Genomic DNA, 21147 nt, shown 5'->3' with positions numbered 1-21147 from the left:
GCGGCTGATGCGTTATCCACGCGCCGCTGAGCGCCCAGCGCGACGACCGTAGAAGCTGCCGTCGCCCAACGAGATACCGCTGGCGTAACCCCATGCCGCCAGGCCGGCGGTGCAGCGCCCCGCCGCGTACAGGCCCGGGATCGGCTCCCCGCTGACATGCAGTACCTCGGCCGAAAGGCTGGTGCGCAAGCCGCCGAGACTGAATCCGCCGGTGCTGTGCCTCAGATCGATGGCGCCGATCGGGCTGCCGAATGGGCGCAGCCAACGAGTTTTCTTGTGCAGCAACGGATCCTCGCCGCGGGCCGCGCCTTCGTTGTAGCGCGCCACCGTATCCTGCAGGCTCCCCGCGGGCAGACCCATCTCCGCCTCCAGTTCGGCCACCGTCTCGCACACCCACTTCGGCTTTCGCAGAATCAGTTTGGGCGTTTGCGACGCCAGCGCCTCTTCCTGGCCCTGCTCGTCTAGGATCAGGAAGGCCTTGTCGTCCTGGTAGTAGAGCGTGTGCTGACCTGCGCGGCCGGGGTAGGTGTCCTCGGCGACGTAGCGCTGCCCTCGCGCGTTGACCAGGATGCCGCGCACCAGCTGTTGCGGATCGACGAAGAACGCGACCTCGGTGGCGTCGGTATGAGCCAGGTCGGCGCCCACCGCCTGGGCCATCCGAATCCCTTGCCCGTCATGCTGTTCCACCGCCGAGATCGGCCGTCCCGCGATCCGCGGCGTGAACCGGGCCATCATCGACTCGTTGTAGGCGAAGCTGCCGGTGGCCAAGACGACCCCGCGGCGAGCCCGGATCGCGATGTCAGTTCCGTACTGGCGGGCAGTCATACCGACGACTCGGCCGTCGGACTCGACGACCAGCGACAGCACCCGAACGTCGTATACGGATCGCACGCCCAGCTCTGTCGCGGTCTCGATAAGCGGCTTCATCAGCATGAACCCGGCGCTGGCCTGGCCCTGCTTCTTGTTCTGCATCGTCGGCACATGCCCGCGTGGCGCGGGCTCGGCGATAGTGTTGAACGGGTAGGCGTCCTCGCCGCCGCTGTACATCAGTCCTTGGTCGCCCAGAGGCTCCCAGCCCGGCTCACCGAAGAACTCCGCCTTGAACGGCACCCCGCAGTTCACCAGCCACTCGAAGTGTGCGACGCTGCCCTCGCAATAGTCGGCGATGCGCTCTGTGTCAGCGCCGGGGCCCATCGCCGTATTGAGGAACGCCGCCATATTATCGACGGAATCGGTGAAACCACAGGCGGTTTGCAGCGGTGTCCCTCCGCCGAGGTAGATGAAGCCGCCCGCCAACGCCGCAGCCCCGCCCCACGCCCCGGCCCGTTCGAGCACCAGTACATCGGCACCGGCACCCGCGGCTTCGATCGCGGCCGCAGCCCCGGCGACCCCTTAGCCGGCGATCACCACGTCGGCCTCGTGATCCCAGTTCGCCACCGAGGCGGCCGGGACCGAATGCACGTCAGCGTTCACGTCAGGGACGCATTGCGGCCGGAAGGTCGCCGACCCACTTGTGACCCCAGTAGCTGTCTGCCGTGATTTCCTCAGCGGTGTAATGGTTTTCGTCGACCCTCAGGCCGCCGGTGCCGAACTCGATGTCCCAGTCGCCCGGCGCGCGGACATAGAACGAGACCATCTTGTCGTTGGTGTGACGGCCCAGCGTGGACGACAGCTGGAAACCCTCCGCCGCGATGCGGTCGAGAGCCGCCCCGACCGTATCGAGCTCGTCGACCTCCACCATCATGTGAATCAGGCCCGGGTCGCGCTGATGCATTGCCGGTGCGATCGCCAGGCTGTGATGGCGTTCGTTGATGCCCAGGAAGCGGATCCGGATCGGCCCGAATTCCTTGGGCAGCGGTACGCGAAATGCGCCTCGAGATACGAAACCCAGTACCTCGGTGTAGAACTCGAACAACCCCGGCGCATCCATCGCCGGCAACACGACGTGGCCGAGCCCCTGATCGCCGGTGATGAACCGCGCGCCGAACGGGGTGATGACGGGGCTGTGGTCGAGAACCGCGCCGTGGAACACCTCGAGCGTGGTACCGGCCGGGTCGTCGAATGTGATGACCTCTTCGACTCGCCGGTCGTCGGCCTCGGACTGCGACAGTTCCTTGAATGCCACGCCCGCACCGTCGAGGAGCTCCTTGACTTGTTGCAGCGCCGCGTGGTCGCGAACCTCCCAGCCGACGGTGGCGATCCGGTCGCCGTCGCCGGGGACCACGATGATGCGAGCCGCACGCTCGTCCATCCGCAGATACAACGCTGACGGGTCCGGTCCTTTGCCTTCGGCGAATCCCAATACTCCGAACGCGAATTGGCGCCAGCGGTCGATATCGGCGGTGTGGATGGTGACGTAGCCCAGGCTCTTGAGGAGGCTCACCGGTCCACTCCCGTCAGATCATCGCCCGCAGCGGGCCCTGCGGATCGACACCGAACGAGCTCAGCGCGGCGGCGTGGTAGGTGGTGCCGGGCACGTGGATGGCGTGCGCCATGCCGGTGTGGGCATCGCGCCAGTAGCGCTGCAGCGGCTTGTCCATTCGCATGGCGTTGCCGCCGGAGCGGGCGAAGATCTCGTCCACCGCGCTGACTGCCCGCCATACCGCGCGGACCTGGGTGCGCCGCCCGGCGGCGCGGTCCTCGAAGGACACCTCCTTGCCGGAATCCACCATGTCGTAGATCCGGTCAGCGTTGGCCAGAAGCTCCTGACGCGCTGCGTTGATGTCGGCGGCAGCCTCACCGATCGCGTACATCACGTACGGGTCGTCCTTGATCGCGGTGCCTGCCGCGCTGACCCGCTCACGCTGGTAGTCCAGATGTGCGGCCAGCGCGCCTTCGCAGATGCCGATGGTCGCCGAGGAGATGCCCAGCGGGAACATCGTCGACCACGGCATCAGGTAGAGGGTGTCGGTCATTCCGGCCTCGCGCTGCGCGGTGCCGTCCATCACCTTGAAGGCGTCCATCACGCGGTAGTCGGGCACGAAGGCGTCCTTGACGATGACGTCTTTGGAGCCGGTACCGCGCAGCCCGACCACATCCCAGGAGTCCTCGACGATGGTGTAGTCCTTGCGCGGCAGGATCATGTGCAGCATCTGCGGCGGCATCTGGATTTTGCCGTCGGCGTCGCTCTTGATGGCGCCGAGGAAGATCCAGTCACAGTGGTCGGTGCCGGAGCTGAACTGCCACCGGCCGTTGAAGATGTACCCGCCGTCGACGGGCTTGGCGATGCCCTGCGGAGCGTAGGGCGAGGCCACCCAGGTGTCGACGTCGTGGGCCCAGATCTCCTCGGCCACCCGCGGGTCGGCGTAGGCCAGCTGATATGGGTGCACGCCGACCACGCCGTTGATCCAGCCGGCGGCGGGATCCAGTGCGGCCAGCGCCATCACGGTCTCGGCGAATTCCCGCGGATGCACCTCCAAGCCGCCGAACTTCGCGGGCTGAAGCAGCCGGATATGGCCGGCATCCTTCATCGCCTTCACGGTCTGGTCGGTGAGCTTGCCGATCTTCTCGGCCTCTACGGCCTGCTCGCGCAGCTGGTCTGCCAGCTGCGTCGTCTTGTCGAGCACCGAAGCGGTCATCATGCATCCTTAGTCCAGGTCTGGGCTGTTGGTTTCATCCTGAACCCACGAGACCGCCAGTATCGAGCAATGTCCCGATGAGCGGGGCAACTTGCGCAGTGTCGCCCTACGCTGCTGGGCATGAGCGCAGGCGACGACGCACTCGACGTCGTGGTGGTCGGTGCCGGATTCGCCGGGTTGTACGCCCTACACAGGTTCCGCACGCAAGGCCTCGCGGTCCGGGTGTTCGAGTCGGCTCCAGAGCTGGGCGGCACCTGGTATTTCAACCGATACCCGGGGGCACGGTGTGACGTCGAGAGCGTCGACTACAGCTACTCGTTCTCCGACGAGATCCAACAGGAATGGACTTGGACCGAGAAGTACGCCGCCCAGTCGGAGATCCTCGCCTATCTCACCTGGGTCGCCGACAAACTCGACCTGCGCCGTGACATCAGCTTCAACACCCGGGTCACGGCCGCCGTGCTCGATGAGACCACGCTGCGCTGGTCGGTGACGACAGAGGAAGGCCAGACGGTGACCGCGCGATTCGTCGTCATGGCTACGGGAGCCCTGTCGGCAGCCGTCACGCCGGCGTTCGACGGGCTCGAGCTTTTTCGCGGTGAGCTCTACCACACCGCGCACTGGCCGCACGGGGGAGTGGACTTCACCGGCAAGCGCGTGGCCGTCATCGGCACGGGTTCCTCAGGCATTCAATCGATTCCGATCATCGCCGAGCAGGCCGAGCACCTCACCGTCTTCCAGCGCACGCCCAATTACAGCATCCCGGCGGGCAACACGTCCCTCACCGCCGAGCAGGTCGCCGAGGTCAAATCCACCTACGCCGAGCGGCGACGGGCCTCGATGCGCAGCGGCGGCGGATCGCCGTACGTGGGCACGACACGATTGACGATGGACGTCTCTCCGGAAGAGCGGCGGGCGGCGTTCGAGGAGCGTTGGCAGCTGGGCGGCGTGCTGTTCTCCAAGACCTTTCCCGATCAGCTGACCAACTCCGAGGCCAACGATGAGGCCCGCAGTTTCTGGGTGGAGAAGATTCGTGCGGTGATCGACGACCCGGAGGTCGCCGAGCTGTTGATCCCCAATGACCACCCGATCGGGACGAAGCGAATCTGCACTGATTCCAACTACTTTCAGACGTTCAACCGGCCGAATGTCAGCCTGATCAGTGTCCGGCGGACACCGATCACGTCGATCGACGGCACCGGCATCAACACCTCCGATGCGCATGTGGACCTCGATGCGATCGTGTTCGCCACCGGATTCGACGCGCTCACCGGATCGTTGGGCAAGATCGACATCGTCGGGCGAGCAGGGGAGCGACTGCGCGACGACTGGTCAGCCGGTCCCCGCAGTTATCTCGGACTGGGCGACGACGGGTTCCCGAACCTGTTCGTGGTCACCGGCCCTGGTGCGCCGGCGGTGCTGGCCAACATGGTCCTGCACGCCGAATCGCACGTGGACTGGATCGCCGAGGCGATCGCCTATCTCGACGCGCACGGATACGCCGGCATCGAGGCGACGCCGGAAGCCGTCGAGAATTGGCTGGCCGAACTCAATCAGCGCGCCGCCAACACCCTGTTCCCCAAAGCCAACTCCTGGTACCTGGGAGCCAATATCCCTGGAAAGCCGCGGGTTTTCATGTTGTTTATCGGTGGCTTCGGCGCCTACAACGACATCTGCGCCCAGGTCGCCGCCGACGGCTATCGGGGCTTCGAGCTGATCAAGGAGCCCTGAGGCGGGCTAGTCCCGGTGCAGGAAGCTCATCACGGTGCTCTCGAACGCCTGCTTGGCTTCGATCATCACCCAGTGCCCGCAGTTCGGGAACACGTGCAACTCGGCGTTCTCGATGGTGCGCATCGGGATCAGCGCCATGTCCAAAGGACTGACCCGATCGTCGCGCCCCCACGTCAGCAGCGTGGGCGCCTTCACCTTGTGCATGATGGCCCAGGGCAGCGGGAAATCGGCGTTGCGCATCATCTTCGTCATCCCCGCGAACGCGGCCTTGCCGTACATACGCCGCGCACTGGCCAGAGTCTCGGGGTCGGTTGCCAGCGCCCAGCGTTCCTCGATGAGTTGCTCGGTCACCAGCGCCGGGTCGTAGACCATCGAATTGAGCCAGTCGACGAGCCGCTGGCGGGTGGGGTCCTCGGTGAACTCCTGCAGCAGCCGGATCCCTTCGCTGGGACCTGGGCTGAAGATGTTGGTGCCGATACCGCCGATGGTCACCAGCTTGCCGACCCGGTCGCGATGGTTGATCGCGAAGTTGATGCCGACACCGCCGCCCATGGAGTTACCGATCACATCCACCCGTTCCAGGCCCAGCGCATCGACGAACGCCGGCACCGCGGCCTGGGCGTCGAGCATCGGATGGCCACCGAAATCGTCGCTCACCCCGAATCCTGGGAATTCCAGCACCAGGCACCGGTAGTGCTGGGCGAAGAATCCCAGGTTGCCGCGGAAGTTGCGCCAGCCGGTGACGCCGGGGCCCGAGCCGTGCAGCAGGAGCAGAGGGGGGCCGTCGCCGGCTTCGTGATAGCGCAGAACGCCTTTCTCGGTGGAGATCTCGCGCTGGGTGCCCTCGTAAGTCGTATCCACGGTTGCTATCCGAACACCGCAGCGGCCGGGATGGCAACCGGGTGTACCGGTAGGCGAGCCGCGACATGAACGGATTCATCGTTGTTCACAGCAGCCTCATTGGTCACATGGTGCGGTAATCTGCTCGGTGACCCGTGCCTTTCGGGTCGTGGCGGGCGAAGGGATGCCTATGACGCAGGTGTCTGAACAGGACGCTGCCGAGGCGGTCACCGAAGGGGACCCGGCGGCTGATGTGCAGCGCACACGTCTGGACCGTTTCCGCCGTCGCCGGCTCCTGGCCCACGTCAGCATTCTCTCCAAATTGATCCTGATGATGGTGCTCTGCACCGTGGTCGCCTCGGTGGTGATCGGTGGTATCGCGTTCCAGGCCGGGCGCAGTGAGATGCGCGACGCCGTGTTCAGCCGGTTGACCGAGGTGCGGGAGTCCCAGACACGCGAGTTGACCTCTCAGATCACGGATCTCAGAAATTCGCTGATCATTTATACCCACGGAGTGGTCGCTCGCAGCGCGCTCGAGGCGTTCACCGCGGGATTCGACCAACTGGCGAACGCCCAGATCAGCCCAGAGCAATCGCAGTCGATCGCCGACTACTACGACAACGGCTTCATCAAAGAGGTCGAACAATACAGCGGCACGAAGCTTGACCCCACCGCCGTGCTTCCGAGATCCAACGCCCAGCGATACCTGCAAGCCAACTACACCGCGAAGAGGCCCCTCAATCTCGATGACGGCGATCAATATGCCATCAGTCTGGATGACGCCCACGATGGAAGCGCGTGGTCAGCGGCCAATGCTCAGTACCAGGACTTCTTCCGGCAGATCACGACACGCTACGAGTTCCAGGACGCGCTTCTGATCGACGGGCGGGGCAACGTCGTCTACAGCGCCTACAAGGATGTCGACCTCGGTACGAACATCGTCGATGGCCCCTATGCCGGATCCAAGCTCCACGCGGCGTATCTGAAGGCGATGTCGTCCAACACCCTCGACTATGTCGGGTTCACCGATTTCGAGTTCTATCAGCCGGCCGAAATGCAGCCGACCGCGTGGATGGTGGCCCCGATACTCAAGGACGGCCGCGCGTCCGGGGTGCTGGCGCTACAGTTCCCGATCACCAAGATCAACCGGTTGATGACGTTCGACAAGCAGTGGCGGCAAGTCGGTATGGGCGACACCGGCGAGACGGTGTTGGGTGGCCCCGACGAATTGATGCGATCTGATTCGCGTCTCTTCCTGGAGAATCCTCAGCAGTACAAGGCCGATGTCGTCGACGCCGGCACGCCTCCTGACGTCGCCGACATGGCGATTCGGCAGGGTGGCACCACGTTGGTTCAGCCGATGACCTCGGCGGCGACCCGCAACGCCCAAAAAGGCGAGACCGGAACTATCATCACTCAGGACTACCTGGGGCAGGACACGCTTCAGGCTTACGCGCCCGTGGTGATCAAGGACTCGGACCTACATTGGTCGATCGTTGCGAAAGTTGATACCAGCGAGGCGTTCGCTCGCGAAACGTCGTTCACCAAGATCATGGTTTTGGTCACTACCGGGATCATCTTCGTGGTGTGCCTGTTGCCGATCTATTTGGCTCAGATATTCGTACGACCGATCAGACGCCTGGAAACCGGTGCGCAACGCATCAGCGCCGGCGACTACAACGTCACCATCCCCGTCGATACTCGCGACGAAATCGGTGATCTGACAGAAGCTTTCAACGAGATGGGTCGCAGCCTGACGGTCAAGGAAGATCTGCTCAACCAGCAGCGCAAAGAAAACGACCAGCTGTTGCGCTCACTGATGCCAGAATCGCTCGCCGAGCGGTTCAAGCAGGGTGAGGAGACCATCGCCGTCGAGCACCAGAATGTGACGGTCATCTTCGCCGACATCATCGGGCTCGATCGACTTCAGGCCGAATTGACCCCCGACGCATCGTTGACGTTGATCAACGAATTGATCCGCCAGATCGATGCGGCCGCAGAGACTCTCGGAATGGAAACCGTTCGTACCGTGCGCAACGGATACCTGGCGAGTTGCGGCCTCACCATCCCACGGTTGGACAACGTGCGCAGGACGTTGGATTTCGCGTTGGAGTGCCAGCAGATCGTCAGCCGGTTCAACAACGAGACCGGCAACGACCTCAGCGTGCGCGCGGGCGTCGACACCGGCGCTGTGAGCAGCGGTCTGCTCGGCCGGCCTTCCGTGGTCTACGACATGTGGGGTTCCGTCGTCAACCTGGCCCACCAGATCAAGGATGGCTCACCGCAACCCGGAATCTACGTGACGTCCAGCGTTCACGACGTCCTGCAGGAGACGATGCGGTTCGAGTCAGCGGGAACAACGCTGGTTGACGGTCAGGCGCAACCGATCTGGCGACTCTCGGAGCGTCGCTGATGTCGGACATATTCTCCTCAGCGTGGTTTTACTGGGCGGTTGGGATCGCGGTCGGTTTGCCGCTGGGCCTTGTTGCGCTGACCGAGTGGCAACACGCGTTGCAGCGCAGGCAAAGTGTGCTGCTGCGGCCAGTCACAATCCTGCGAAATTACTTGCTGCCGCTCGCCGCGCTGCTGCTCTTGATGCTGGAGGCCAACCGGGTTCCGCCGCACGCGACGTCGGTACGGGTCGTCTCCACACTCGCGGCCTTCGTGGTGCTGGTGCTGATGCTGTCGGGAATCAATGCGGCACTGTTCCAGAGCGCGCCCGACGGCTCCTGGCGCAAACGGATGCCGTCGATCTTCCTCGACGTGGTGCGTTTCGTTATCATCGCCGTAGGCCTGGCGATGATCTTCGCCTACATCTGGGGCGCCAACGTCAAAGGATTGTTCACCGCGCTGGGGATCACTTCGATCGTCGTCGGCTTGACGCTGCAGAACTCGGTGGGACAGATCATCTCCGGGTTGTTGATGCTCTTTGAGCAGCCGTTCCGGCTGGGCGACTGGTTGCAGACACCTCAGGCCAAGGGCCGTGTGGTGGAAGTGAACTGGCGCGCTATCCATCTCGAAACCAGCACCGGGCTGCAGATCACCCCGAACTCGGTGCTCGCCGCGGCGTCATTCACCAACCTCAGCCGCCCCGAAGGTAAACACACGTGCGAAGTGGAGACCGTCTTCGCCCACGACGATCCACCCGAACGGGTATGCGCCATGCTCACCCTCGCGGCATCGGAGCTTCCCCAGCGCGACCCGAGCCGAAACCCCAACACCGTGCCGCTCGGCGGGATGCAGTACCGGACGAAAATCCCGCTCATATCGCCGGCCGAAGACGGCAAGGCCAAAGCCAGATTCCGGCGCTGGATCTGGTACGCCGCGCGCCGCGAGGGGCTGCACCTCGACGAAGCCGACGACTCGTTCTCCACATCGGAGCGGGTTGAAGAGGCCATCTTCAAGGTCGTCGGTCCGACGTTTCGGTTGACCCGTGACGAGCACGAGGATCTGGTCGAGCACGCGAGAATCGAGTGCTACGCCGACGGAGAGCGGATGCAACGGGCGGGCGAGACCCCTGCCGGGATGACATTCGTCCTGGCGGGCGCCGTGCAGATGAACGCGATCATGGAAGACGGCTCCGAGGTGGTCGCCTGGACCCAGGATGAAGGTTCCTTCCTCGGGCAGTCCACGCTGACCCGTCAGCCGGTTCTCGGGTCCGCCTACGCGGTCGGGGAGGTCACCGCGGTATTCGTCGGCCGGGACAAGATCGCCGAGTTGGTACAGCGCAATCCGCGCCTTCAGCAAGAGTTGGGCCGGACCATCGAGGAACGACGCAAGCACGTCCTTCGTGCACTGGATCAGACGACCGAAGTGGACATTGATTGAGCGACATGGTTTCTGCTGGTGTGCATGACCTGGTAGTTGTCGGTGCGGGCATAGTCGGTCTGGCTGTGGCCAGAGAGTGGACCACACGCCGGCCCGCAGACTCGGTTCTCGTCCTGGAGCGCGAGGCCGCCCCGGCGTGTCATCAGACCGGCCACAATTCGGGGGTGATCCACGGCGGGATCTACTACCAGCCGGGATCGCTGAAGGCCCGCCTGTGCGTCGAGGGTGCCCGACTGATGTACGAGTATTGCCAGCACAACGTGATCAGCCATGAGCGCTGCGGCAAGCTCATCGTCGCCCTGTCAGCGGACGAGTTGGGCCGCCTGGACGATTTGGAGCAGCGTGGCATCGCGAACGCCGTGCCCGGGTTGCGCCGGATCGGCGCCGAGGAGATCGCCGAGATTGAGCCCAATGCTGTTGGCGTGCAGGCACTTCACGCACCCAATACCGGCATTGTCGACTACCCCGCGGTGGCCAGGACGCTCGTCGACGAGCTGAGGGCGGTCGGCGTGTCGGTACGCTTCGGCACTGCGGTCGATGCGATCGACGGCGCCGAGAATCCCGTCGTGCACACCGAGGGTGGACCGGTGCGGGCCCGCACCGTGATCGCCTGCGCCGGGCTGTGGTCCGACCGGCTCGCACGTCGTGCGGGAGCACCGCGCGAACCGCAGATCGTGCCGTTCCGCGGGGCTTATCTGGGGCTCAGGCCCACTGCGCAGCCCCGGCTCAACGGGATGATCTACCCGGTGCCCAACCCCGAACTGCCGTTCCTGGGGGTGCACATCACCAAGCACATCACCGGCGACGTCACCCTCGGGCCGACCGCCATGATGGTCGGCGCCCGCGACGCATACGCGTTGCGCCGGTTGAGTATTCGCGATTCCTGGGAGACGCTGACCTGGCCGGGCACCTGGCGGGTGGCACGCCGCTACTGGCGGGTGGGCCTCGACGAGATCCGGATGGCGGCCAGTAAGCGCGCGTTCGTCGCCGCTGCGGCGCGCTACATGCCGGGCCTCACGGTGGACGACCTCGATGGCAGCTCGCACGCCGGTGTGCGAGCACAAGCGGTGGGCCGCGACGGCTCCCTGGTCGACGACTTCGTCATCTCCCGCGACGGTCATGTCTCGCATGTGCGCAACGCCCCGTCACCGGCCGCCACGTCGGCGTTCGCGTTGGCCCGCGAACTGGTCGACCGAGTCACCGGCTGATTACCGTGATCGGGTGAAAGTCGCTGAGGCTCAGCCCCACTCGTGGTTCATGGCGCGGGACTGGCTGACGTCGTCGATCGAAGCAAGAGGCCGCAACCGCGGCCGGGTGACAGCGATCAGCAGCATTGCCCCGCCCGCGGTGATCGCGCCGAGGGCGAAGATGATGATGAAGCTGCTCTCCGGGGTGTGGCCGTGCTGGGATCGGCCCAGGAGTACCGCCACGATCGCCGCGGCGATCGAGCTGCCGATCGTCCGTGCGATGGCGTTCATGCTTGTGGCGACACCGGTTTCGTCGGCTTCCACTTCGCGAACCACAAGTGCGGGCAGCGCGCCGTAGGCCAGGCTGATGTACGCGTTGGCCAGTACACCGGCCGCGACCACTTGCCAGGGCTGGTCGTGCCAGGTGGCCAGTAGGACAAATCCGATCACGCCCGTGGCGGCGCCGACCATCAGCACCGTTCGGGCGCCGTAACGATCGATGTAGCGTCCGCTGATCACGGCGGTGACGAAGCCGGCGAGCGCGCCGGGCAGCAGAAATACCACGCTGGCGCCCAGTACCGTCGCGCCGAATCCGTAGCCGCTACCCGCCGGCGCCTCGACGAAATCGGTCAGGCCAAGGAAGGCGAAGTACAGGCCCGTACCGACCAGGACGGTCGCGAGGTTGGTCAATAGGATCGGGCGGCGAGACAGCATCGTCGTCGACACCAGCGGTTGCCGGCAACGGCGTTCCCACCACCACCAGACGCTGAGTACGGCGACCCCGGCGGCGAAGCTGCCGATCGTGCGCGCCGAGACCCACCCCCAACTGTGGCCCTGGGTGATTGCCAGCAGCATTGCCGACAACCCCAGCGCCAAGCCCGCTGCACCGGCCCAGTCGACGGTGCCCTCGGAGCTTCGCGGACGCGTGGGCAGAACCAGCAACACGGCAACGATCACCATGACGGTGAACGCCGTCGTCAGCCAGAACACCCGGTGGTAGCCGGCGTCGCCGCGCATCAGCAGACCGGTGACCACAAGCCCCATCCCGCCGCCGAAGCCGAGTGAGCCGGACAGCACCGCCATCGCTCGCATGAGGCGGTCGGCCGGCAACTCCTCACGCAGGATGGACACGCCGATCGGGTACAGCGCGTAAGAGGCGCCCTGCAGCACCCTTGCCGCGATCAGCAGCGGCAGCGACGACGTCAGCGCGGCCAGCAGCGAGCCGCCGAGCACCACCGCGAGCACCGCCAACAACACCCGCTTCTTGCTGTACAGGTCGGCCAGCCGGCCGATCAGCGGTGTGGAAGCCGCGGCGGCCAGCAGGTTGGCGGTCACCGCCCAGCTGACGTCGACGGGGGAGGCGTGCAACTGTCGGGCCATCACGCCCAGGACCGGCACGACGCCGGTCTGCAGGACGGCGACAGTGAGCGCGACGACACTCAGGGTGGCCACCAGCAGCCCGGGCCTGCGATACCCGATGCCACGCGTCTCAGGATCTGACACCCGTTGATTATGCCGTCTAAGAATCCGGGTGCTGGCACCGGAGCGCGCTATGCGAGGATGCCCCGATGGCCACCCGACCGGCGCATTTCATTTCCGATCCTGACGGGATCTTCCATCCGACGGAGAACGCCCGAAGCCGCTGGGGCGCCGACATGCTCAACGGCCCGGCGGTGGTGGGCCTGGCCGCGTTCAACTTGGAGCAGCGGTTCGGCTTACCCGGCTTCCTGCCCGCCCGCCTCACGGTGGACCTGTTCAAGGCGGCCAAACGAGTCCCGACAGTGGTCCGGTCGCGCCTAGTTCGCGACGGGCACCGCGTGCGCAATGCCGAGTGCGACGTCATTCAGGGCGAGGTGATCGTGGCCCGGGCGACCCTGGTGCAGTACCGCCAATCTGAGCCACCGCCCGGTGAGGAATGGGCGAGCAAAGCCTCGTTCACTCCGCCGCCGAAAGGCGAGGACCATGGGTTCTTCATCGGCAGCGACGACGCCGGCTGGAGTCCCACCGGTGGGGCGCACCAGAACACCTCGCGAAAGCGCGTCTACCACAGCCCGATCGATGTGGTGGCTGGCCACGAGATCACCCCGTTTGTACGCTCGGTCATCGTGGCCGAGGCGACCAGCCTGGTCAGCAATATGGGAACCAAGGGCATCGGCTACATCAACGGCGATCTCACCGTCGCGCTGAGTCGCCTTCCGCGGTCGGAAAGCATTGGTGTAGAGGGTGACTCACATTGGGTGTCGGACGGGATCTCGGTCGGCACGGGAACCCTCTACGACGATGTGGGCCCATTCGGAACTGGTCTGGTCACCGCGATCGCCAACCCGGCTGCGCAGATCGACTTCAGTGCCCCCGACTCCATTCCGAAGCTCAGCGTCTGACTCACAGCAAGGCGCGCAGCTGATCGTGCGGCAGCGCAGGTGAGCGGTGTCCATCGCGGCCCGCCATGTCGGCATTACTGTCGGCTGAGAATCGGTTCTACCCGAGAAAGACCACGGACGCCGGGGAAGGCTTTGATACCTTCCCCAGCGCCGCCTGGCGCTCACACCACACCCCCCAGTCGTGGTGTGAGCCATCAGGCGATCCCGGTGCCCCCATCGGAATCCGTGTCTCGACTGATGTTGTATGCAAAGTTATCGGGCCTAGGACTACGTGCGCACGCGTAGTCCACTACTCGATTACAGCGTTTTCTCAGGTTGACTACCTGCCCCAGCGTGGGGGCCCACGGCCGAGGCATGATCGTCGGGGACCGACACAGAAACATCGTCGGGGACCGACAGAGAAACATCGTCGGGGACCGACACAGAAACGAGGAGACCCTATGGCGGGGCGCGCGGACGTGTTGATAACAGCCGAAGCGCTGGTCAACAGCTTGGCTGCGGGTGAACCGGTCACGGTGCTCGATGTCCGCTGGACGCTCAGCGAGCCGGACGGGCGCGGCCACTACCTGCAGGGGCACCTCCCTGGCGCGGTGTACGTGTCGCTGGATGATGACTTGACCGACCACACGCGCACCGGCCGCGGCCGCCACCCACTGCCGTCGGGTGCAGCGCTGCAGGCCGCCGCTCGGCGCTGGGGTGTTTGCGAGGGCATTCCGGTTGTGGTCTACGACAACTGGAACCGTGCTGGCTCGGCGCGAGCCTGGTGGGTGCTGACGGCGGCCGGGGTGGCCGATGTGCGGATCCTCGACGGCGGGCTCTCCGCGTGGACGGCCGCAGGCGGCAGCCTCGAGACGGGCCCCGTCGATCCGGCTCCCGGCGACGTCACCGTGGTTTACGAGGACCTTTACGCAGGCGCGTTGCCCACGTTGACAGCCGACGAGATGGACCGCCGGACCCTGCTTGACGCCCGCGCGCCGGAACGCTTCCGCGGCGACCTAGAGCCGGTCGACGCGGTCGCCGGACACATCCCAGGCGCCCGGAACCTGCCGAGTACGGTGCTGCTGAACGGGGACGACACATTCGTCGCCGACGCGGCGGTGGCCGATCTGCTCGGCGAGCGTGGGATCGGGCCCGAAGAGGACATCGGGGTCTACTGCGGATCGGGCATCACCGCGGCCGTCGCCATCGCGGCATTGACCGCCTCGGGCCGCGACGCTGCGCTGTTCCCTGGTTCCTGGTCGCAGTGGAGCTCGGATCCCGACCGGCCGGTCGCCCGCGGCGAGCGCTGACGATCGTGACCGTCGGACCGGCACCGTCGAGCCACGCGAAGGCTCCCGAATCGCGACTGCAGCGCTGGGAGACCCTGTCGGAATGGCCGCTGGCGGCCTGCGCGGCGGTTTTCCTCGCCCTGTTCTCGGTCAAGGTGCTGGCTCAACCGCAGGGGTTGAACAGGAACATCATCCACGGGATGTTGTTCGTGCTCTACTTGCCGTTCCTCATCGACTATCTGGCGCGCCTGGCTCTGGCAGAGCAACGCATGAGGTGGTTCTTCCGACACCTGGTCGGTCTCCTTGTGGTCGTCGTGCCATTGATGGGCCCTCTGTTGCTCTTGCGACTGGTCGCGCTTGTGGGTGCCTTGCAACGGGCAGCCGGCGACGCTATCCGGGGGCGGGTGGTGGCGTACACGGCATTCAGCGCGGTGCTGTTGGTCTACGCCGCGTCGCTGGCGGTACTACAGGTTGAACGCCCCGCACCGGGAGCCAACATCAAGAACTTTGGCGACGCCGTGTGGTGGGCGGTAACCACGATCACCACTGTCGGGTACGGCGACCTCTATCCGGTGACAGTTCTGGGCAGGATCGTTGCCGCGCTGCTCATGGTTGGCGGAATCAGCTTGGTCGGTGCCATTACTGCCACGATTGCGAGCTGGATCGTTCAGCGGGTATCGGCCGAGGACAGCGCTCAGCAGGCGGCCACCGTCGCGCACATCGAGAGCCTGCAAGCCGAGGTGGCGCGCCTCGCGGAAGTCATTGCTGCGCAGAATGAATCGCGAGGTGCGGTGAAATGAATCGCGGACCGTTCGACGGCAAGGCGGTGATCACTGGCGCGGGCAAGTCCCAGGTCGGGCGTCGGCTGGGCCGCACCGGACTGGAACTCACGCTGGAAGCGGTGCTCCGGGCGATCGCCGACGCCGGCCTGGATGTCGACGACGTCGACGGCATCGCGAGCTATCCGGGGGCGGTCGCCGGCAACCCAGGGTTCTCCGGTGCCACCGTCACCGAGGTGCGCACTGCGCTGGGCCTGCGGAGCAGGTGGTACATGTCCGGGCTGGAGACGGCGGGCCAGATCGGGCCGGTGATCGAGGCGTGTATGGCCGTCACCCTCGGGCTGGCCAACCACGTGGTGGTGTTCCGGTCGGTCTGGGAGTCGACGGCGGCGCAGCAGGCCGGCGGCGGGCATGCGTCGGTGCTGCTGGGCGGCGGCGGCAAGCTGCCGCCCCAAATGGAGTGGACCGCGCCGTTCGGCGCACTGTCGGCGACCAACTGGCTGGCCATGCCGGCGCAGCGGTACATGCACGACTTCGGGCTCACCCGTGAGCAACTCGGCGCCATTGCGTTGAACGCCCGGCGCAACGCGGGGCGCAATCCCGACGGCGTCTACCGCGATCCGCTGACGATGGAGGACTACCTGAACGCACGGATGATCTCGGAACCGTTGTGTCTCTACGACTGCGACGTGCCCTGCGACGGGGCCACCGCGGTCGTGGTCTCCCGGCGTGATGCCAGCGGCGAGTTGAACCGGCACCCGCTGACGGTCGAATCCGTCGGGCCGGGGATGTTCGAAAGGCCAACCTGGGAGCAGCGTTTCGATTTGACCACGATGGCCGCCCACGATTCGGCAGCGACGCTCTGGGAGAACACCGAGTTACGGCCAGGCGACGTCGACATGGCCCAGCTTTACGACGGGTTCAGCTTCCTGACGGTGATGTGGTTGGAGGCGTTGGGATTCTGCGAGCACGGGCGGGTCGGCGAATTCATTGAGGGCGGCGAGCGGATCGCGCTCGACGGGAAGCTGCCGTTGAACACCAGTGGGGGTCAGCTGTCGGGAGGACGCTTGCATGGGATGGGCTTTCTACACGAGGCCTGCGTTCAGTTGTGGGAGGAGGGCGGCGAGCGCCAGGCCACCCGGACCCCTGAGATCGTCGCGATCGGCGTCGGTGGCGGTCCCGTCGCGGGTTCGATGCTGGTGAGCAGCCGATGAGCTATCAACGGCCGGATTTGCGTCTGGCTCCCAGCCCGACATCCGAATCGGCGGCATTCTGGACCGGCGGGCGAAACGGGGAGCTGCTGATCAGCCGTTGCCACGCGTGCGGGCATTTCTTCCACCCCCCGGGGCCGGCCTGTTGGCGCTGCCGCAGCACCGATGTCGCACCCCAGAAGGTGTCTGGGCGAGCGACCGTCGCGGCGTTCACCGTTGACCGCCAGCCGTGGATCCCCGGATTCGAGCCGCCCTACATTGTGGCGATCGTCGAACTCGCCGAGGAACCTGACGTTCGGCTGATCACCAATGTGGTGGACGTCGAGCCGGACGACATGAACATCGGGCTCGAGGTAGAGGTGTTCTTCGAGGACTGGACGGCGTTATCCGGCGAGGAGGACACCCGCGTGTGGATACCGTTGTTCCGGCCCGTCACCCACTGAGAGGCCACGCTTAACCGCTGTAGGACAACGGGATTTGGGTCAGTCGCGAACCCATACAGAGATGTAGCCGATGGGGATGCCGGTGCGGACTGCGATACATTCACGGGCGGCCAATTCGACCTTGTCCCGCGACGTCGCCTCAGTCGCATCGTTGATCTCCGGAATCCGGATCACCCACCGATTGCTGTCGAATTGGATCTCGATCTCAAAGCACTGCCCGGCCATCGGCCGCAGTACCTGATGGGTGCGAAGACCCCGATGCGGGCGGGTGGAGAAGCCGCGAGTTCGATAGTGAGTACGCATCTTCTAGCTTTCCGGAGCAATTTTGGGCCGCGGGAAAAGATACTCTTTGAATCTTGGAATACAAAATCGTTCGCTTTTATGGGTATATGGGTGTATGGCCCAAGACGACATCACCGCTTCAGAACACATCGGCGCCCGAATCGCCGAGCTCGACGATTGGCGTGGCGAGATGTTGGCCCAGATCCGCGCCGTGATCACCAAAGCCGACCCGGACGTGGTCGAAGAGTGGAAGTGGCGCGGGGTTCCAGTGTGGTCGCACGCCGGCGTGATCTGCACGGGCGAGACCTATAAGGCGGCGGTGAAAATGACGTTCGCGAAGGGGGCCTCGTTGGAGGACCCGGCCGGTCTTTTCAATGCCAGCCTGGAGGGGAACACCCGTCGCGCCATCGATTTTCACGAAGGCGACCTCATTGACGAGGAGGCGTTGACGGCACTCATCCAGGCGGCGGTGGAGTTGAACCTGTCCAAGAAGCCCCGTCGCCGGTGACAGATCGATAGCCCTGCCCGATGTCGGGAGACGACTGATCGGGTACCGGGGCGCTTGGCGGTCGTCCTGGGCGTCGGGTTAGCCGTGCTGGCTAGGCGGGGCCAGCCTGGCACCCAAGGCGATCTCTTACCACATGCACCTCAAGCCGAGGTGGAAGACGTTGTGACGCTGGACGTGTCCTAGCCGGGCGACGGTCGTCGTGCCATCAGTCCAGATAGTCATCCTGCGATTGCCGCGTGACGGAGTCACCGTAACTGTCAAAACGTTCGCGGATGCTAGGCGATCTTCGGTACCACGCGGCCAATGGAGTAGCCGTTACTACGATTGGGTTTCGTGTCGTAGCGAGCGTGGAGGCGCGTCAGCGAGAACGAGAGGACTCATCATGGCCGACGACTGGAACGAGAAGATCATCGCGGAGTTCCGCGCGAACGGCGGCAAGGTGGGCGGTCCGTTCGAGGGCGCAACCCTGCTCCTGTTGCACACCACTGGCGCCAAATCCGGCCAGCAACGGATCAGCCCGGTGATGCCGTTCGACTTGGACGGCAAGCTCTACATCGCCGGTTCTTATGCGGGCGCAGACGTGGACCCGGCCTGGTTGCACAATTTGCGTGCCAATCCCAACGCGCACATTGAGATCGGCACCGATGCCTTCGATGTCGTGGCCCACGAAGTGCCGAAAGAGGAGCGCGACGCCCTTTATCCGCGGATCGTCGAGCAGGCGCCTGGGTTCGGTGAATACCAGGAGAAGACTTCGCGGGTCATCCCAGTCATCGAGTTGCGGCGTTCATAACGACCGATCCCGATTTCAGACTGCCAGAATGCGGCTGAGCCCAGCAGAACGCGAGCGGGTATTCGCAGCGGTGGCCGAGGAACGGCGATCGATCACCGGCTTGATCGACAGTCTTAGCCCGACCAGCTCGCCAAGGCGAGCCTGTGCGCCGGGTGGGATGTCAAAACTGTTGCCGCGCATCTGGTGCCCCTGCTCAAGTCGCGCGGAGACGCGGGGAGAGCCGACTGGTGCACTGCCGGCTCGGCTGATGCGGGGCACTCAGACAGTCAGCTGAGTCCCAGGAACCGTCCAGCTGATTCACTTACGATCTCTGACGGTGCCCGTGTTTGGTCACCGGCGATGGAACAGCTTCAGCTGACCGAAAGCAGGTATTGGTGGCCAGACTGCTGCGAGCCGGCGGTGCTGCCGCGGTCCTGATGTGCCTGAGCCACGGCGTGGCCGCGGCGGAACCGATTCCGATCGCGGACGTCACGCAGTCGTCGGACACCGACGATGGCTGGCATCTGAGCACCACGCTGACCAGAATGGCCATCAACTCCGTGCCGAATATGGCGGCGACCGCGTTCACCAGAGAGGGCTTCGTCACCGGCAAGGCCGTGGCGACGATCGGTGGCAACGGTTCTATTCCGGTCAACTCGGGCGTGCTAGTCCTGGGCTTGCAGCTCGGTTGTCAGGTGGACCTCAGCGAGGGCGGAAGCCTGAATGCGGATACCGACCTCGGTATCAGTCCAGGACTGAAAGGTGGGGATCCGATCGATGACGTCGGGCCCTACGCGGACATCGACCTCGGCGGGTCGATCAACCTGTTGCCCGGCAATATCACCAACATCGGGTTGGGTAAGAAGGCCCTCAAGGGCCGAACCGGCGAGATCGTCGTCCACGATGCGCACGTCAAGGTCGACGGGTGCGGTGGGCAGGTCGCGATCCGGTTCTTCGCCACGGTGATGATCGACACCGACAAGTCCGACGACAGCATCAACGCCTACGGCGACATTCTGACATTGTGAAATCCGTTATCCTTCAACCGGTTCGGTGGCTCGCGACGTTATGCGTCGTCAGCTCGATCGCAATCGTGCCTGCAGGCATCGCACACGCCGACTGTGACACCCCTGGTGATTTCGGCGCTGGGGCGGGATGTGCACCGCCAGGGTCGGATTCGTCGGGCAGCGGTGGTACTCAGAGCTGGCCGCCGACCTCGGTCGATTGGCCGCCGCAATTCGAGTCGCCGTTAGGTGGCGGCAGCGACGACGAGAAGTCCAAGCCGAACCCGATCGTTATGCCTGACGGTGCGACGTCGCAAACCACGGGATCGCCCTCGAAGTCGGGTTCGACGGATACCTCAGAGGCGCCCACGCCGATCGTCGTGGCCGGGTCGGGGCCAAACACGGTGAGCAACAGCACCAGCACAAGCACGACGTCGACACCGATCGTCATGCCGGGCAGCTGATCAGTTGCGCGAGCTCGGGGGACAGACGCCAGGCGGCAGACCTAGCGAATTGGCCATGGCGTTCAAATTCTGACACGCATTCACCCCTGAATCTGGTGGGGTAACCGGGCCCTGGGTTGCCGGGCATGTGGTGGCTTGCAGGCCGATGGCGATGGGCATGGCGCTTTGGTTTTGGCAGGCGGTCATCCCGGAATCTTCGGGGCTGCTGCCGGTGGAACTGTTCTCCGACAGATCCTTGTCGGGCGAGCTGGCGCCGTCCTGACTCGCATCCTGATCGGTGCCGGAAGAGTTGGTCGGCGAGCTGGAGTCGGTGGGTTTGGCAGCCTGATTGTTGTCGGCCTTCGGTGCCGTCGTGGTGCATTTTGACGGGTTGTACCCGCCCAGCTGAAAACAATCGGCGCCAGCGGTACCGGTCCCGAACCCCGTCCCGAAATGACGACGATCAAAGCGATTGCGCACGAGCCCCAAGCGCGTAGTCGCATAATCCTGGAAGGTAGCTGATCGACCAAGGATTTGCCGCGATTGGGGAATGCGGAGATCATCCGGAATCGTCACCGTGACGAATTATGCTGTGGGCGTGAGCTTTCCGCTCATCGCAGGCCACCGAGGGAATGCCGGCATATCACGCAAGGTGGGGCTCGAGTTCGGCCACGAGTTGCTTCTACTGCCGAAGCCGAAGCGGTCCCAGATGCCATCGAACTGGTCGACGTTGATCTTGCGGATGATCAGCCGTCCGACCCATCCTGACTCCGATCCATTGGATCCCTCCGCATCCCCGAAACGGATATGCACGACGCTAGCGGGGCCGGTGTAATTGCGGGCGGGGGCGGGTTGACCGATAAAACGTCACAGTGACGAATTGACACCGCTGGGG

At 64.9% G+C, this 21147-nt stretch carries 19 protein-coding genes and 2 pseudogenes; 13 read left to right on the top strand and 8 right to left on the bottom strand.

Annotation, left to right across the window (positions count from 1 at the left end):
- Positions 1 to 12: 12 nt before the first annotated feature.
- The 3 genes and pseudogenes from CG716_RS26940 to CG716_RS26930 form a co-directional block, all read right to left on the bottom strand.
- Positions 13 to 1473, bottom strand: a pseudogene (locus tag CG716_RS26940) (FAD-dependent oxidoreductase).
- Between the two features lies 1 nt (position 1474).
- Positions 1475 to 2383: a biphenyl-2,3-diol 1,2-dioxygenase gene (bphC, locus tag CG716_RS26935; protein ID WP_094484203.1), complete on the bottom strand. Its 909-nt coding sequence runs from the start codon at positions 2381 to 2383 to the stop codon at positions 1475 to 1477.
- 13 nt (positions 2384 to 2396) lie between these two features.
- A complete protein-coding gene (locus CG716_RS26930; RefSeq protein WP_094484237.1) occupies positions 2397 to 3578 on the bottom strand; it encodes an acyl-CoA dehydrogenase family protein in 1182 nt (393 codons plus the stop codon).
- Positions 3579 to 3698: 120 nt separating this feature from the next.
- On the opposite strand from CG716_RS26930, the gene CG716_RS26925 reads away from it, so the two are divergent.
- Positions 3699 to 5309 carry a flavin-containing monooxygenase gene (locus CG716_RS26925; RefSeq protein WP_094484202.1) on the top strand — a complete coding sequence of 537 codons (1611 nt, stop codon included), beginning with the start codon at positions 3699 to 3701 and terminating at the stop codon, positions 5307 to 5309.
- Between the two features lie 6 nt (positions 5310 to 5315).
- Here CG716_RS26925 and CG716_RS26920 read toward each other — a convergent pair whose 3' ends face one another.
- Positions 5316 to 6170 (bottom strand): alpha/beta fold hydrolase, encoded by an 855-nt coding sequence (locus tag CG716_RS26920; protein ID WP_410430770.1) that lies wholly within the window; start codon positions 6168 to 6170, stop codon positions 5316 to 5318.
- Positions 6171 to 6339: 169 nt separating this feature from the next.
- Here CG716_RS26920 and CG716_RS26915 point away from each other — a divergent pair, with 169 nt between their 5' ends.
- From CG716_RS26915 to lhgO, 3 genes are read left to right on the top strand one after another with little or no spacing between them, the layout of a single operon-like run.
- Positions 6340 to 8562: an adenylate/guanylate cyclase domain-containing protein gene (locus tag CG716_RS26915; RefSeq protein WP_094484236.1), complete on the top strand. Its 2223-nt coding sequence runs from the start codon at positions 6340 to 6342 to the stop codon at positions 8560 to 8562.
- A complete protein-coding gene (locus CG716_RS26910) occupies positions 8562 to 9977 on the top strand; it encodes a mechanosensitive ion channel domain-containing protein (RefSeq protein ID WP_094484200.1) in 1416 nt (471 codons plus the stop codon). Before CG716_RS26915 ends, CG716_RS26910 begins: the two co-directional genes overlap by 1 nt.
- Positions 9978 to 9982: 5 nt before the next feature.
- Complete coding sequence (lhgO, locus tag CG716_RS26905; protein ID WP_094484199.1) at positions 9983 to 11185, top strand: L-2-hydroxyglutarate dehydrogenase; 1203 nt, start codon at positions 9983 to 9985, stop codon at positions 11183 to 11185.
- Between the two features lie 30 nt (positions 11186 to 11215).
- Here lhgO and CG716_RS26900 read toward each other — a convergent pair whose 3' ends face one another.
- Positions 11216 to 12667, bottom strand: coding sequence for an MFS transporter (locus tag CG716_RS26900; RefSeq protein ID WP_094484198.1), 1452 nt, complete (start codon positions 12665 to 12667; stop codon positions 11216 to 11218).
- Positions 12668 to 12732: 65 nt separating this feature from the next.
- On the opposite strand from CG716_RS26900, the gene CG716_RS26895 reads away from it, so the two are divergent.
- The 5 genes from CG716_RS26895 to CG716_RS26875 all read left to right on the top strand — a co-directional run bounded on the left by CG716_RS26895 (position 12733) and on the right by CG716_RS26875 (position 17246).
- A complete protein-coding gene (locus tag CG716_RS26895) occupies positions 12733 to 13545 on the top strand; it encodes an acyl-CoA thioesterase domain-containing protein (RefSeq protein ID WP_094484197.1) in 813 nt (270 codons plus the stop codon).
- A gap of 440 nt (positions 13546 to 13985) precedes the next feature.
- Positions 13986 to 14834 carry a sulfurtransferase gene (locus CG716_RS26890; RefSeq protein WP_094484196.1) on the top strand — a complete coding sequence of 283 codons (849 nt, stop codon included), beginning with the start codon at positions 13986 to 13988 and terminating at the stop codon, positions 14832 to 14834.
- A gap of 5 nt (positions 14835 to 14839) precedes the next feature.
- Positions 14840 to 15613, top strand: a complete 774-nt coding sequence (locus CG716_RS26885) for a potassium channel family protein (protein ID WP_094484235.1) — start codon at positions 14840 to 14842, stop codon at positions 15611 to 15613.
- The gene (locus CG716_RS26880) at positions 15610 to 16806 is read left to right on the top strand and encodes a thiolase family protein (protein ID WP_094484195.1); all 1197 of its coding nucleotides are present in this window, start codon (positions 15610 to 15612) and stop codon (positions 16804 to 16806) included. The genes CG716_RS26885 and CG716_RS26880 overlap by 4 nt, the downstream gene beginning before the upstream one ends.
- On the top strand, positions 16803 to 17246 hold the full coding sequence (locus tag CG716_RS26875) for a Zn-ribbon domain-containing OB-fold protein (protein ID WP_094484194.1): 444 nt from the start codon (positions 16803 to 16805) through the stop codon (positions 17244 to 17246). The genes CG716_RS26880 and CG716_RS26875 overlap by 4 nt, the downstream gene beginning before the upstream one ends.
- 39 nt (positions 17247 to 17285) lie before the next feature.
- Here the strand turns inward: CG716_RS26875 and CG716_RS26870 are convergent, their stop codons facing one another.
- Positions 17286 to 17471, bottom strand: coding sequence for a long chain fatty acid-CoA synthetase Faa4p (locus CG716_RS26870; RefSeq protein WP_094484193.1), 186 nt, complete (start codon positions 17469 to 17471; stop codon positions 17286 to 17288).
- Between the two features lie 172 nt (positions 17472 to 17643).
- Between CG716_RS26870 and CG716_RS26865 the strand changes: the two genes are divergently transcribed.
- The 4 genes and pseudogenes from CG716_RS26865 (at position 17644) to CG716_RS26855 (ending at position 19833) form a co-directional block, all read left to right on the top strand.
- A complete protein-coding gene (locus CG716_RS26865; RefSeq protein WP_094484192.1) occupies positions 17644 to 18036 on the top strand; it encodes a DUF1801 domain-containing protein in 393 nt (130 codons plus the stop codon).
- Between the two features lie 382 nt (positions 18037 to 18418).
- Positions 18419 to 18826 carry a nitroreductase family deazaflavin-dependent oxidoreductase gene (locus CG716_RS26860; RefSeq protein WP_094484191.1) on the top strand — a complete coding sequence of 136 codons (408 nt, stop codon included), beginning with the start codon at positions 18419 to 18421 and terminating at the stop codon, positions 18824 to 18826.
- Positions 18827 to 18854: 28 nt separating this feature from the next.
- Positions 18855 to 19012: pseudogene (locus CG716_RS31255) on the top strand (maleylpyruvate isomerase N-terminal domain-containing protein); the annotation flags it as partial.
- A 236-nt stretch (positions 19013 to 19248) separates the two neighbouring features.
- Positions 19249 to 19833, top strand: a complete 585-nt coding sequence (locus tag CG716_RS26855; protein WP_094484234.1) for an MspA family porin — start codon at positions 19249 to 19251, stop codon at positions 19831 to 19833.
- Between the two features lie 169 nt (positions 19834 to 20002).
- Here CG716_RS26855 and CG716_RS26850 read toward each other — a convergent pair whose 3' ends face one another.
- Together CG716_RS26850 and CG716_RS29980 are read right to left on the bottom strand one after the other, a co-directional pair.
- A complete protein-coding gene (locus CG716_RS26850; protein WP_094484190.1) occupies positions 20003 to 20260 on the bottom strand; it encodes a hypothetical protein in 258 nt (85 codons plus the stop codon).
- Between the two features lie 13 nt (positions 20261 to 20273).
- Positions 20274 to 20828 (bottom strand): RodZ family helix-turn-helix domain-containing protein, encoded by a 555-nt coding sequence (locus tag CG716_RS29980; protein ID WP_133067031.1) that lies wholly within the window; start codon positions 20826 to 20828, stop codon positions 20274 to 20276.
- Positions 20829 to 21147: the final 319 nt, after the last annotated feature.

The sequence above is a fragment of the Mycolicibacterium sphagni genome, assembly GCF_002250655.1.
Lineage (GTDB): Bacteria > Actinomycetota > Actinomycetes > Mycobacteriales > Mycobacteriaceae > Mycobacterium > Mycobacterium sphagni.
Note: the sequence above shows the minus strand (reverse complement) of the source record. Positions and strands in the feature narration are given on the sequence as shown.